Source organism: Edaphobacter sp. (assembly GCF_035532915.1).
In the GTDB taxonomy this organism is placed as follows: Bacteria; Acidobacteriota; Terriglobia; order Terriglobales; family Acidobacteriaceae; genus Edaphobacter.
This window is the reverse complement of record NZ_DATKQC010000232.1, coordinates 1-13,050: the sequence shown is the minus strand read 5'-3', so window position 1 is coordinate 13,050 and position 13,050 is coordinate 1. Positions and strand designations below refer to the sequence as shown.

General features: G+C 57.9%; 11 protein-coding genes. 8 read left to right on the top strand and 3 right to left on the bottom strand.

The genetic code is table 11. The features are described from left to right. The 6 genes from VMU57_RS11245 to VMU57_RS11220 form a co-directional block, all read left to right on the top strand. Window positions 1-1,260 (top strand): type IIL restriction-modification enzyme MmeI (locus tag VMU57_RS11245; protein ID WP_325383398.1); only part of this gene is annotated, 1,260 nt, incomplete at its 5' end. A 3-nt stretch (window positions 1,261-1,263) separates the two neighbouring features. After that, entirely contained in the window at window positions 1,264-4,656 is a 3,393-nt protein-coding gene (drmA, locus tag VMU57_RS11240) for a DISARM system helicase DrmA (RefSeq protein WP_325383396.1), read from the top strand. Next, on the top strand, window positions 4,653-6,509 hold the full coding sequence (locus VMU57_RS11235; RefSeq protein ID WP_325383394.1) for a DUF1998 domain-containing protein: 1,857 nt from the start codon (window positions 4,653-4,655) through the stop codon (window positions 6,507-6,509). Before drmA ends, VMU57_RS11235 begins: the two co-directional genes overlap by 4 nt. Then, window positions 6,475-7,266 (top strand): DISARM system phospholipase D-like protein DrmC, encoded by a 792-nt coding sequence (drmC, locus tag VMU57_RS11230; RefSeq protein ID WP_325383393.1) that lies wholly within the window; start codon window positions 6,475-6,477, stop codon window positions 7,264-7,266. The genes VMU57_RS11235 and drmC overlap by 35 nt, the downstream gene beginning before the upstream one ends. A 238-nt stretch (window positions 7,267-7,504) precedes the next feature. Further along, window positions 7,505-8,113: a nucleotidyltransferase domain-containing protein gene (locus tag VMU57_RS11225; protein ID WP_325383391.1), complete on the top strand. Its 609-nt coding sequence runs from the start codon at window positions 7,505-7,507 to the stop codon at window positions 8,111-8,113. Further along, window positions 8,076-8,528 carry a hypothetical protein gene (locus tag VMU57_RS11220; protein WP_325383389.1) on the top strand — a complete coding sequence of 151 codons (453 nt, stop codon included), beginning with the start codon at window positions 8,076-8,078 and terminating at the stop codon, window positions 8,526-8,528. The genes VMU57_RS11225 and VMU57_RS11220 overlap by 38 nt, the downstream gene beginning before the upstream one ends. A gap of 87 nt (window positions 8,529-8,615) precedes the next feature. Here VMU57_RS11220 and VMU57_RS11215 read toward each other — a convergent pair whose 3' ends face one another. Together VMU57_RS11215 and VMU57_RS11210 are read right to left on the bottom strand one after the other, a co-directional pair. Beyond that, window positions 8,616-9,221 (bottom strand): siphovirus Gp157 family protein, encoded by a 606-nt coding sequence (locus VMU57_RS11215; protein ID WP_325383387.1) that lies wholly within the window; start codon window positions 9,219-9,221, stop codon window positions 8,616-8,618. A 42-nt stretch (window positions 9,222-9,263) separates the two neighbouring features. Further along, window positions 9,264-9,722, bottom strand: a complete 459-nt coding sequence (locus VMU57_RS11210) for a ribonuclease H (protein ID WP_325383385.1) — start codon at window positions 9,720-9,722, stop codon at window positions 9,264-9,266. Between the two features lie 147 nt (window positions 9,723-9,869). Here VMU57_RS11210 and VMU57_RS11205 point away from each other — a divergent pair, with 147 nt between their 5' ends. Together VMU57_RS11205 and VMU57_RS11200 are read left to right on the top strand one after the other, a co-directional pair. Further along, window positions 9,870-11,192, top strand: coding sequence for a DUF4365 domain-containing protein (locus tag VMU57_RS11205; RefSeq protein ID WP_325383383.1), 1,323 nt, complete (start codon window positions 9,870-9,872; stop codon window positions 11,190-11,192). After that, window positions 11,192-12,601, top strand: coding sequence for a hypothetical protein (locus tag VMU57_RS11200; protein WP_325383381.1), 1,410 nt, complete (start codon window positions 11,192-11,194; stop codon window positions 12,599-12,601). The genes VMU57_RS11205 and VMU57_RS11200 overlap by 1 nt, the downstream gene beginning before the upstream one ends. 148 nt (window positions 12,602-12,749) lie before the next feature. On the opposite strand, the gene VMU57_RS11195 is transcribed toward VMU57_RS11200, so the two are convergent. Next, window positions 12,750-13,050 (bottom strand): VWA-like domain-containing protein (locus tag VMU57_RS11195; RefSeq protein WP_325383379.1); only part of this gene is annotated, 301 nt, incomplete at its 5' end.

Genomic DNA, 13,050 nt, shown 5'->3' with positions numbered 1-13,050 from the left:
CACGCGGGTGGCAATGCTGATCTTTTGCCACTGAAGGAGAATTCGGGTGTCAGCTTCGCTGGCGTCTTTCCGCTAGGAATGGGTTTTACGTTCGATGACACTGATCGAAAGGGGATTGCCTCGTCAATTCGAGAGATGGACAGGCTCAAATCCGAATCGCTTACAAACGCTGAGCGCATCTTCCCCTTCCTTGGCGGAGAAGAGCTAAACAACAATCCCTCCCATGCGCATCATCGGTACATCATCGATTTCGCCGACTTTCCACTCGAACGTCGCTCGCTTAATAAAGATTGGCAACATAGCAGCACTCAAGAAAAGGCTGAAATGCTACGCACCGGAATCGTTCCAATTGATTATCCCGAACCGGTTGCCGCAGACTGGCCAGACCTTCTCAGAATTGTGAAAGAGCGGGTAAAGCCATCGAGAGATACGGACAATCGAGAGAATTACGCTAGGCTGTGGTGGCAATTTGCAGAACGACGTCCGGGCATGCTCAACGCACTAAACGGAAAGAGCAGAATCTTGGTGCAATGCCGTATCTCAACATGGCTGTCATTTGTAATCACGGAGACTGGCAAAGTATTTGACATTAGCCTTAACGTATTTCCTCTTGAAGGCCCGCTTCAAGGCTTCGCTATCCTACAGTCTCGTCTGCATGAGGTATGGGCACGTTTCATGGCTTCATCGATGAAGGACGACCTCCGCTATACGCCCTCTGACTGCTTCGAGACCTTCCCATTTCCCGTCGGCTACGAATCGAACTCAACCTTGGAGGAAGCAGGCAAGGCCTACTATGAATTCCGCGCCGATCTGATGATCCGCAACAACGAGGGCCTGACAAAGACCTACAATCGCTTCCACGATCCAAATGTGGACTCCGCCGACGTCCAGCACCTGCGCGAACTGCACGCCGGGATGGACCGCGCCGTCCTCGACGCCTACGGTTGGCGGGATATTCAGCCGGTCTGCGCGTTCTTCCCTGAGTTTGACGAGGAAGACGAAGAAGACGAAAACGGACGTCCCAAAAAGAAGAGGTTCCGCTTTCGCTGGCCGGAGGAGATTCACGACGAGGTTCTTGCACGTCTGCTCGAACTTAACCGCCAGCGTGCTCTCGAAGAGGGCCAGATACTGGTTCCTGCGAACTCACCTGACGGACCCTCGGAGAACACGAGCCGCAGAACTGCGAAGAAGAGTACCCGGAAGAGTAAGGCCGCAGATTCGCCGGGGCCGCTGTTTGTTGAAACAGAAGAGGAAGCATAAGCGATGGCTCAAGAGATGACCTCTGCTGAAGTGCGCAACAAACTCGTTGAAGCGCTGCGTCTGGACCTTGTCGGCCCCGGTACCGACCTGGGCGATCCACAAGAGGTGCTTCAGCAGGCGCCATCGCGCTGGTATCTCACTGGCTTCCTTGTACCCCTGGGAGCCAAGGCCGAGCAGCGAACCGACGAGACCGCCGACGATGAACTTGAGCAGGCCGGGGACGGTGGCGCTGCCGACGAAGACGTGCCCACGGAGAAAGGCTCAGCCAGGCCGCGATACTTCCCGTCTTCCATCGGTGCCAGCATCATTGTGCCGGCCCGAACCAAAGGCATGCGAGTCATCGTCCGATGGGGAGACTACCGGCGCAGTAAAGAGCCTCCAGAAGAGTGGACTCGTATACCACGCGAGGAAGTGGTACCCATCGACCTGACTAAGCCCACTGACAAGCCGCGTGAGGTGGACGTACCGAAGAGCGATGGACTTGTGGTTGCTTACTTGTCCCGCCCCGTTGGAATCCTGGCCACAGGAGCGGAGGTGCCCGCCGGTGCCCGCACGGTGTCCATCTTTGTAGTCAATCGCCGGGCTGAGGCACCGGACGACACGCGTGACGAGGCTTTCGCATTTCAGGTTCAGCTTGAAATTCACGCGGACGTTGAATTCCTTCGCCGACCGGACCTGCGCGGCATAGCGAGCGACGACTGGGATGAGCGCGTCGCCGATCTGCAATACCGCGATGACGGGGAATACTCCGTGGGCCACAACGTCGCCACGGAAGCGATCCGCCAGGACGGCGTCTGCTGCAAGCTGGTCCGCACCTGCTGGATTCCAGACGCCGAAGTGGAGAAGGTTGAGGCGGCCCCTATCCACGACGTTGAGCTTTTGATGGACGCTCTTGCCGCCCTCAAAGATGGGGAAGACGCCAATCACAAGCTGGGTCCCCTTGTGGATCAATACAGGGAGTGGATCAAAGCGGAAGCTGAGAAGGTTCCCAAGGCCCCGCAGAAGCGTTACGCAACCGGACAGGAGCTGGTCCAACGTGCGAACGTCGCTGCAAATCGCATTGACAGCGGAATCGAGTTGCTAAATACGTCCGATTGTCTGGAGGCATTCAGGATCGCCAACAAATGCATGGCCGAGGCGGCCCGCCGCCGATTCGGCGTCATGCAGGGCAAGCCGTATGGAGAAGTGAAGCCGGCATGGCGCCCCTTCCAGTTGGCGTTTCTGCTGATGAACCTGAAGGCGATTGCCGAGCCAAGCAGTGATGACCGGGATGTGGTCGATCTGCTGTTCTTCCCGACAGGCGGCGGCAAGACGGAAGCCTACCTGGGATTGGCGGCGTTCACGCTGGTTCTGAGGCGCCTGCGTAATCCGGGGATCACGTCAGCGGGGTTGAGCGTGCTGATGCGGTATACACTGCGGCTGCTGACCTTTGAACAGCTCAGCCGCGCCGCGACGCTGATCTGCGCACTCGAACTGGAACGTCAGCAAGACGCCGAGAAGTTGGGCGATTGGCCCTTTGAGATCGGCCTGTGGGTGGGCCGGGCGGCCACTCCGAACCGCATGGGAAAGAAGGGCGACAAAGACCAGAACACAGCTCGGGCAAGGACGATCCGCTTCCTGAACGATGACCGGAGACCGTCGCCGATTCCACTTGAGGAATGTCCATGGTGCGGTACCAAGTTCAGCAAGAACTCATTCAGGCTCATGCCCCATCCCGACAACCCAACTGACCTGCGTATCTCCTGCATCAATCCACACTGCAAGTTCGGTCGCGGTGTACCCCTGCCGATTCTTGCAGTGGATGAACCGATCTATCGCCGGCTGCCGTGCTTCATGATCGCGACGGTGGACAAGTTCGCGGCGCTTCCATGGACCGGCCAAGTGGGCGCGTTCTTCGGACGAGTGGAACGCAGCGATAAGGACGGGTTCTATGGGCCATGTGACCCGCTGCGGGGGAACAAGTTGCCCGTGCCGCAACTGCGGCCGCCAGACCTGATCATCCAGGATGAACTGCACCTGATATCCGGGCCATTGGGAACCATGGTGGGACTGTACGAGTCAGCGCTTGATGAACTCTGCGTGATTGAAAAGGATGGCAAACCCGTGAGGCCGAAGATTGTGGCTTCAACGGCTACAGTGCGGAAAGCTGAGACGCAGATCAGGGCGTTGTTTAATCGGAGCTTCGTGGACATCTTTCCGCCGCCGGGACCGGATCGGCGCGACTCGTTCTTTGCCGAGACGCTGCCCTCGTCGGAACGCAACGCCCGGTTATACGTTGGGGTTGCGGCGCAGGGCCGAAGTCCCAAAGTCGCAATGTTGCGCGTGTATCTTGCGCTCCTGGGAGCTTCGCAGAAATGGCAAAACACTCTGAAGAAACGCAGCGAGCCAGATACCGCCGCCGACCCGTACTTGACGCTCCTGGGATACTTCAACAGCCTGCGTGAGCTTGGTGGCGCCCGCCGGCTGATTGAAGACGAAGTCCGCAACCGGTTGGAGGGATACGCAGACAGGAAGCGCAAGGGTGAGGCAACAGGGTTGTTCGATCGTCGGAAGATCGGCTATGAACCGGTTGAGCTGACCAGCCGGGTGGATACGGCTCGCGTTTCGGAGGCGAAGCAGCGGTTGGCGTATCCCTTCAGCCATGACAAACATGTGGATGTTGGGATCGCGACCAACATGATCTCGGTGGGTCTGGACATCACGCGGCTGGGACTGATGGTGGTATTCGGGCAGCCCAAAGCCAGCGCCGAGTATATCCAGGCGACAAGCCGCGTTGGACGCGATGCTGACCGGCCCGGCCTGGTGGTGACGATCCTCAACGTTCACAAGCCTCGGGATCGCTCGCATTATGAGCGCTTCGCCGCGTACCACGAAACGTTCTACCGAAGTGTGGAAGCGACGAGTGTGACGCCGTTCTCTCCAAGGGCATTAGATAAGGGACTGGCCCCAACGCTTGTCGGCCTTGTCAGGCACGGACACCGCCCGATGACGCCGGCGCTGGGTGCGATGCAGATACTGAATGAACTCGGCACCTTAGATCCCGTCGTTATGGCACTAGCCGATAGAGCGCAAGAACATTCGAAAGAGATGTCGAAGGATGAGTCTGATCGACTGCGCCTCCAGGTACGGGGCAGATGCCTGGACCTTCTGGATTCGTGGGCGAAGGAAGCGCAGGATTACGCATCGCATGGCGTTGCGTTCCAGTACAACCAGCATGAGGTCGGCGGAGCCAAGCCGCTGCTGTATGACTTCCTCAGCCCGGAGGTAAAGACTCTCCCACCGACGAGCCCAAAGATGAAGTTCCGAGCGAATCGCTCGCTTCGTGACGTAGAGTCGGCGGTGAACATTTGGGTGAAGACCCTTGAAAATGTTGACCTGGAGGATGACGCCTTATGAGCCGCATTGTGAAGCCGCCGCAGGGCGAGATTCGACAGAGTCAATTGGTCACTACGTTCGGACCGGGATCGATGGTAGATCTGCCGGACCACTCAGTTCTGGTTGCGGGGCTGAATTTTTGGACGCAGGGAGGCGAGTTCATTTCTGAGCCACGTCTGAGTCGCAAGCTCGCTGCGGTTCTTGGCGTTCCGTCTGTGGACTTGAAGACCCCGCCGTCTGCCGATGACGATCCAACAGCTCCACCGCGGGGAATCGTCGCGTTTCAGTTCCCTCAGTGGTTCATTGTGCAGGGATCTGAAGAGCAAGAGCAAGGCAGGTCGCGTACCCGGCTGCTGGTTCACAAGAAGTCGTTAACGAGAGGGAAGTTCATCGATCGGGACAAGAAAAAGCGCTCGGTGGTTCCAGTTCGGTTTGTACGTGCCTGCCGTGCTGGCCACATCGGCGACATTGACTGGTACGCCTTCACCCATAACGGCCCATCCGACTGCGCCAAAAATCGGCGCCAGCTTTTCATAGACGAGAGGGGTACAAGCGGAGACCTGACCGAAGTGTGGATTCGATGTGAGTGCGGGAAGGCGGAACGCAGCATGGCACAGGCGGCCGTTCTCGCCAACCGAGCGCTTGGATCGTGCGATGGCGCACGTCCATGGCTGGGTGTATTCACCAACGAGAGCTGCGGGGAGCCGAGCAGGCTGCTGATCCGTTCTGCTTCCAACGCCTACTTCCCGCAGCTCATGAGCGTAATCTCGCTTCCTGATCGTGACCAAGCGATCAAACAGACAGTGGACCGAATTTGGAATTACCTGGAGACCGTACAGGAAATTGATGAGCTTCGATATGAAAAGAAGAAGGCCGTGGTGAAGGAGGCCCTCGACGGATTCTCGGACGACGAGGTCTTTGCAGAAATTCAGTCCAGGAAGTTGGGCGCAACGAAGGTTGAGAAGTCGGTCAAGGTTGCGGAGTTGGAAACACTGATTGCGGCGAAGGACGAGATCGGGGCAGACCACCCTGACGGCGTCTTCTATGCACGCAACCTGCCACGTAACGTTTGGGATCAACCGTGGATGGCACCAATTGAACGCGTGGTGCTGGTGCATCGCCTGCGGGAAGTCGTCGCACAGGTCGGCTTCACGAGGTTTGAATCTGCTGCGCCAGACACCGAAGGCGAGTTGGATATCGGAGTCAGGCGGGCTTCGCTGGCGCCAGAGGTCTCTTGGCTGCCTGCGTTCGAGAATCGAGGAGAAGGAATCTTCCTTCAGTTCAACAAAGAGGCCATTAAATCGTGGATGAACAAACCAGACGTGACTACCCGTGCGATGGCGCTCGGAATTGGGTTTGAAGCTTGGCGCAAGGAGCATTCAGGAACAACCCGAAAGCCTCCGCACCTCGCTTACTTGATGATGCACTCTTTCTCGCATCTGCTGCTCACCGCTGTGGCACTTAGATGTGGGTACCCGGCGAGTTCTATCCGCGAGCGGATTTACGCCGTCCCGGAGATTGGGTTTGGCGTGCTCCTCTATACAGGTTCTTCCGATGCTGAGGGTACCTTAGGTGGGCTGGTGCAGTTGGGGCGGCAGATTCACGAAGTGGTAAAGATCGCCTTGGATCTCGGGATGCTCTGCTCGAACGATCCCGTCTGTGCACAGCATGATCCGCCGAATGCGCATGAACGGCGGTTTCTCCATGGTGCGGCTTGTCATGGGTGTCTGCTGATCTCAGAGACAAGCTGTGAACAGCAGAATGACTTCCTCGATCGTTCCCTGGTCGTTCCGACCGTCCAAAATCTAGGTGCGGAGTTGTTCTCGGAGATATTCGCCAATGAAGGAAGCCCTGCAATCACTGTCGCCGGCTGAATTGAGGACGCTCGCAGCCAGTTTGCGTAGCGGACGGTTGTGTGCACCCTATTCAGCATCAACCCTAGGGCGGTACATTGCTGAGCCCCTAGCTGGTCCTGTGTCTGCCCATCTTCAAGAGATGTCCGATATTGGCATGCAACCGGCCGCGACTGCTTACTCGCTTGATCTGCTTGCGTCCGCCCGATCGGATCCTTCTTCAATTCGAAATAACATCGACCTGGTCTTGACTGGCCCTTTGATACCCGGTGCGGAACATCGGGACACGAGTGTGGTTGTCAGCGATCTTTTCCGGCAGGCAGAAGAGACCATTCTCGTTGCCGGGTATGCAGTGTACCAAGGGCAGAAGGTCTTCGGTGCGCTTGCCGAGCGAATGGTTCAACGCCCAACGCTCAACGTTCGCATGTTCCTCGATATCCAACGGAAACTCGGTGACACTTCGTCATCAGCTGAGCTGGTTCGGAGGTTTGCCCATCGATTTCAATCCGAGCAGTGGCCGACAGGGGGCCGGCTCCCCGAGGTTTTCTATGACCCACGGTCACTATCTCCTGACCGTTCCGAGCGCTCTGCTCTTCATGCGAAGTGCGTGGTGGCAGATTGCCGTGATGTCTTTATATCGTCCGCAAATTTCACCGAGGCCGCTCAGGAGCGGAATGTTGAGGTCGGAATATTGCTCCACTCCACCTCTGTTGCGGAAAATCTTAGCCACTTTTTCGGCACTCTCTGCAGCACGGGTGAATTCCTCAGAGCCCTCTGACATGATTCCCGAGGGTGATTCTGACGCTCCAATGAACGATACAGTCAGCCAACCGTCTCAACAATGGCGCGATTTCAAATAAGGGCACAGGCGTTGAGCGCGGTGCTCTTCATGTGCTGCTCAGTACCATCTGGGAACTTCCAGCCTCTGAGAATTGAATCCTCTCAGAGGCCAGAATCGCCCCGAATGCACCCAGGCATTGCTTCCTGTATCCTTTTCGGGTACGATTGACTCCAGAATGGGTACAGCTAGTACACTTTCGAGCACGCTGTTTGGGCGCACGCGCGGTGCGGTGCTGGCCGTTCTGTTTGGGCATGTTGGCGAGTCCTACTACTTAAGACAACTTGCCCGCATGACTGGGATTACACTGGGGCCCGTGCAGCGGGAGTTGCGCCAGTTGGTCGATGCAGGTCTGGTGACAAAAAAGACTCTGGGAACCCAGACCCTCTTTAGCGTCAACGAGGCCAGCCCCATCTTCGCCGAGATGCGGGCCATTGTCGCGAAGACGGTCGGAATCCGTGACATTCTCCTGGCTGCGCTAAGTCCTGTCGCAGCGAATATCGACCTTGCTTTTGTCTATGGCTCCGTGGCGCGTTCCCGTGAGGGCCAGCAAAGCGACGTCGATTTGATGATTGTGGGTGAAGTGCGCTTCGAGGATGTGGTCGACCGAATCGCAAACGCACAGAAAGCGCTGAACCGCGAGATCAACCCTACGGTCTATACGGCGAATGAATTCAGAGGCAAGCTGCGCGGCAACTTCCTGAAGACGGTGCTCGGCGACAACAAGCTCTTTCTGATCGGAGACGAGGATGTCCTTAGAAAACTGGGCCAGCAATCGGTGGCTTGAGAAAATCGGGTCTGATCGCGAGGAGATCGAGCGCCTGCTCGCGAATGCGGACGGACATCTCGGCGACTATCGAATTGCGGTCGCGAGCGAGATGACTTCCGATGCGCAACTGAGCCTGGCCTGGGACTCGATCCGAGCTTCCGCGACAGCCGCGTTGCGCGCGGCTGGGTACCGGGTTGTCCGCGGCGGAGGCGAACACTACCGCACGATCGAGGCTCTGGAGTTCTCGATCGATCCGGAGAGAAAGCTCATCCCCAGGCTCGATGCCTTACGCCGAAAGCGAAATACGGGCGCCTATGACGACTACGGGCTCGTGGCTCAGGGCGAGGCTGATCTCGCAGGCAAACTGGCGGCCGAAATCCGCAGAGACGTCGAGGGGTGGATCCGCAAGAACCACGCCGACAAGATGACATAAGCGCCGATTGCCGCAGGCGCCTCAGCGACGAGATGGAATCTGCGATTGGCCTCTGAGAACTTTATGTTCTCAGAGGCCGGATCACTGCTACCTGATTCTTAAGTGCCATCCCCGCCGCAGTTCTGCGCCTGGAACCTGTTCCTCGCGCTGGATGGCGGCTTTGATTGTGTCGGTGTCTGGCCTTGACTCTTCCACAGCACTCTCGAGCATTTTGCCAAGCTCGCCGGGGAGATTCGCAAGGACCGTTTCCCATAGGACACCGCCGATGCGGAGGTCGATCTTGCGAAAGGCGACTGGTAGCGCAGCCTCATTGGTGATCCGCACCGAGTCCTGGCTGTTCTTCTGGGCGCGCAGGGTGAATTCTCGTCCTTCGATTGCTTTGAGATCGCGGCTCATCAGGTAGTAGAGCACCATGTTCTTGGTTCGCTCTACCTTGCCGGCTGTGGCCCGGGCTCGGTCAGTAAGCCGCGCGGCCTCGCTTCGGCAATACTGTTCTCGGGCTTCCATAATGCGCACGAAGCGGCCTATCCGGTCGACCTTCTCGCCGTGCGCCGCGCAGAATTGCTGGAAGCGTGCAACGAGTTCCCCGGATGGTTCGCCGCCCTGTGCAGTTTGCTCCTCGATCTCTTCGAGGAGTCCGTCGAGCTCCACGTCGATTTCAAACAGCGAGCTTGTTTCCGCAATCGATGCCATCTGTATTTCTCCTTCTCGGGTGTTCTGAATTCTTCGCCGGCATTATGCCGCTACCTTCTGTTGCGCACGGAGGGAGCGGGCAGCTTCATACGCCAGTTCGTCGGCACGGCTCTGGTCGCGATGCCCGCTGTGACCTTTGATCCACTTCCATCGGATGAGAAGACTTGTGTTCAGCTCGATCAGCTCCATCCACAATTCGCGGTGCTGCAGTTCGGTTCCGCGCCGGTTTCGCCAACCTTGACGCTGCCAGCGGAAGACAAATGCGCGCATTCCATAGATCAGGTATTCAGAGTCTGAGTGAAGCTCGATCCGCGCTCGGCCCTCCACCGACCGAAGCGCCTGGACCGCCGCGACAAGTTCCATCTCGGAGATGGTCGTCCAGGGATGCGCGCCCGACATCTCCCGACGTTCCCTTCCCTGGATCAGGACGACGCCCCATCCGCCAGGGCCGGGATTCCGGATCGCGGAGCCGTCCGCGAAAATCCGTATTACCTTTTGCATCGGCACACCTCCGATTCGAATCAACGCGGTTAGGGCTTCGGATCAATGAGTCTCAGCCCCGAGAGTCGCAGTTGGATAAATTGCATTGGATTTGTGGCATGTCCGGCAATAGGCTTACCATCGGAGAATCAACCATCGGCTCGATAAATGAAGAAGATAACGAACGCGGCGATGATCGGCGACCTCGGCGTCACTCTGATTCAGAGAGTGGTGCAGGAGATGGGGTTCCTTTGGTACCCCACGGGGGGAACCGAAGCCGGGATTGACGGGACTATCGAGATCCGGCACAAGGAGACGGGTGAAGCCACGAATTTCATCATCCAGGTGCAGAGCAAGGCTTCCGAGGGACCGTTTCAAGCCGAAACAGCGACTGGATTCGAATATCTGTGCGCGGAACGGGATATCGATTACTGGATGAACGGGAATACCCCTGTCATTTTGATTCGGTCCAGGCCGAGCCGGAACGAAGCCTATTGGATTTCAATCCAGCATTACTTCGCCGATCCCGCGATGCGCGCGTCGCGAAAGATCCGGTTTGACAAGAGTGCGAACCGATTTGACGTGTCCTCGCGGGCGCAGTTGGAGGCGCTGGCGCTTCCGGTCTCGACGGGGATCGATCTTGGGAGTGAACCGAGAAATGAGATCATCTATAGCGACTTAGTGCCGGTGCGCTCTCTTCCGGAGTGCTACTATACCGCGCGCACCGAGTTTGCCAATCAAAAGAGCGTGCTCGCCGAGCTGGCGTCTTCCAGGAAGCACTTCCCGCGAGGATTTGTCTTCCACGGAAAGGCAATCTACTCCTTCCACGACCTCGGCGAAGGAACCTGGTCAGCCGTTCGCGAGGCTGGCACTGTCGAGAGGAACACTACTGCTGATTGGGCGCATGCAGCGGAACCGCAGCAGAGCAGGCTGTTTGTGGAATTGTTGAATGCCACCCTCCGCGATCAGCTGTATGGAGATGGGATCAGCTTCTCCAAGATGGAGGATTGCTTCTTCATGCGTGGTGGCGAGGACCTGCAGGATCAAAGCCGCAGCTACGAGAGCCGGCGGAAGGCAGCGACGCGCACGGTCTTCAAAGCATATCGCTCGAAGAAGGACAAAGAACAGATCTCCTACTATCGGCACGCCGCGTTTTCCGGGAGGTTCGTCTCCTATGGTGGCCGCTGGTATCTCCAGATCACCCCGACCTACCGGTTCACGAAAGATGGGTTCCGTTCCAGCCATCTGTCCGCATTAGCCCTCAGTGGCATCAAGAGGCTGGAAAACAACCAGGCAGTCCACGGACAGGTCGTCATGTGGGCTTCCCTCTTACGGGAGCAAACGCTGTTCAGCACGAATCAGCTGATTCAATTCGACGAGCTGCTTCAGTTTTCTCTCGACCACGGTTTTGATGATGCAGCCTGGTTGAAGAGGGAGCCCGCCGGTCCGTCCTTGATCCTGGAGGACGCTGGACAGGGCGGGCTGCTCTGATGCAACTTTCGTTTCTGGGCGAGCCAGAGCTTGAATTCGGATCCGGCAAGCATATCGATATCCGCTTCGGACTTCGGGATTACGGACCTCTGGACGTGTCATCTTCCCTGGCGCCAAAGAAAATCGTGGCCGGCCTGGTGGGCACGGCGGAGACGACCGAAGGCGTCTCACAATGGCTGCTCAAGTGCCAGGGTGGGATTGCTGCGAAGGCAAGCAAGCAGCCTCGGCTGTTTCCAGAGTTTCCCAGCATGGATGGCCTGACCGCCTTCCGCTGCAAAGTTGTGGTCGATTCGAGCCGCACGCGAAGCATCAACCGTTCCGCTCTGGCTCAGCTCGAGCAACTCGCCGGAAATGTCGAGCGTGTAGAGCGCGCGGTCCAGCTCTTGATGGAAGAGCTCAATGTTCTCTGCGAAAATGCCCAGCCGCAGGTCATTATTTGTGCTCCGCCCCTGCAGCTCCTGGAGGCATTGGCCGGGGGCTCTCTCTCAGCGGTGCGCTACGACTTTCACCATCTCCTGAAGGCGCGCGCCATGTCGCTCAGGGTCCCGATCCAGATCATTCTTCCAGCGACCTACGATGAGACCAAGGCCCGAAAGCAATCTCGTGCAGGCATAGTGCGCCCACTTCAGGATGAAGCGACCCGTGCATGGAATATCTTCTGCGCTCTCTATTACAAGGCAGGAGGGACGCCCTGGCGGCTCATCCGAGCCAGTACCGCCTTGCAGACATGCTACGTGGGAGTCAGCTTCTTCGAGTCCCTCGATCGGAGCGTTCTTCTCACAAGTGTGGCGCAGGTGTTCAACGAGCGCGGGGAAGGCGTTGTGGTCCGCGGCGGTACGGCAGCCATCTCGAAGGATGATCGCCAGCCTCATTTGAACGAGGAAGGAGCGTTCACTCTTCTACGCGGCGCGCTGGCCCGCTACAAAGAGGTCCACAGGACGCTGCCGGCGCGCATCGTGATCCACAAGAGTTCCTCGTATTCCGGAGAGGAACGGCTCGGCTTCGAGCAAGCTCTGGCCGAAGTGGAAATCGAGTCCTATGATCTCCTTCACCTGCGGGAGTCGGAAGGAAGACTGTACCGTGCTGGGGTCTATCCGCCATTGCGCGGCACCATGCTGGAGCTGTCCGAGGATGAGTCGTTGCTCTACACCCGGGGAAGCGTTCCATTCTTTGAAACCTATCCAGGCTTGTATGTGCCAAAGCCCACCCATATCACGATTGAAGCCGCAGAGCAGACCAAGCGTTTCCTGAATCAGGAGATTCTCGCGCTCACCAAATTGAATTGGAACAGCACGCAGTTCGACGGAGCATCGCCAGTAACGCTCCGGGCCTCGCGAGAAGTGAGCAAGGTCCTCCGCTTTTGCGAACCCGGCCAGAAGATCGAGCCTCGCTACAGCTTTTATATGTAGCGGACGGAAATTGTCGAGGATTGACGACTATCCGGGAGACCGTTCAACTGCGCGTCTTGATGGCAGACTCGGGGAGGAAGGAAGGCTAGGTCTGCGGGATGACGTCGAAGACATTCTTCCGAGCGACGGAGAGCTTGAAAGCTTCCCTTCAGGCTGCATCCATGGGAATAACAGCCCCGAAGGGGGCCTGCCTCCCGCCGGTCGAAGCCCATAGGACGGGATAGCCGGGAGCTGACGACGGAAACGAGCCATACAGATCTGTCAGAAAGACGAGGGTCTGCGGCAGAACTCCATGGTCATCCAGCCACTCAAAGCATGGGCCAAATTCGGTGCCGCCGCCTCCCACCGGGTTAAGGTGGACCGGTTGGCCAGCCTCGTACGTCTCCGCCTTCTGCACCTCTGAATCGAAGTAGAGAACATGGACACGCTGAGGCCGTGCCCCGTCGAGA

What these genes read in the sequence shown, in the direction of transcription:
- VMU57_RS11200 (WP_325383381.1), top strand. Translation starts at nt 11,192, where the DNA reads ATGCAACTTTCGTTTCTGGGCGAGCCAGAGCTTGAATTCGGATCCGGC.
- drmC (WP_325383393.1), top strand. Translation starts at nt 6,475, where the DNA reads ATGAAGGAAGCCCTGCAATCACTGTCGCCGGCTGAATTGAGGACGCTC.
- VMU57_RS11215 (WP_325383387.1), bottom strand. Translation starts at nt 9,221, where the DNA reads ATGGCATCGATTGCGGAAACAAGCTCGCTGTTTGAAATCGACGTGGAG.
- VMU57_RS11210 (WP_325383385.1), bottom strand. Translation starts at nt 9,722, where the DNA reads ATGCAAAAGGTAATACGGATTTTCGCGGACGGCTCCGCGATCCGGAAT.
- VMU57_RS11235 (WP_325383394.1), top strand. Translation starts at nt 4,653, where the DNA reads ATGAGCCGCATTGTGAAGCCGCCGCAGGGCGAGATTCGACAGAGTCAA.
- VMU57_RS11225 (WP_325383391.1), top strand. Translation starts at nt 7,505, where the DNA reads ATGGGTACAGCTAGTACACTTTCGAGCACGCTGTTTGGGCGCACGCGC.
- VMU57_RS11220 (WP_325383389.1), top strand. Translation starts at nt 8,076, where the DNA reads ATGTCCTTAGAAAACTGGGCCAGCAATCGGTGGCTTGAGAAAATCGGG.
- drmA (WP_325383396.1), top strand. Translation starts at nt 1,264, where the DNA reads ATGGCTCAAGAGATGACCTCTGCTGAAGTGCGCAACAAACTCGTTGAA.
- VMU57_RS11205 (WP_325383383.1), top strand. Translation starts at nt 9,870, where the DNA reads ATGAAGAAGATAACGAACGCGGCGATGATCGGCGACCTCGGCGTCACT.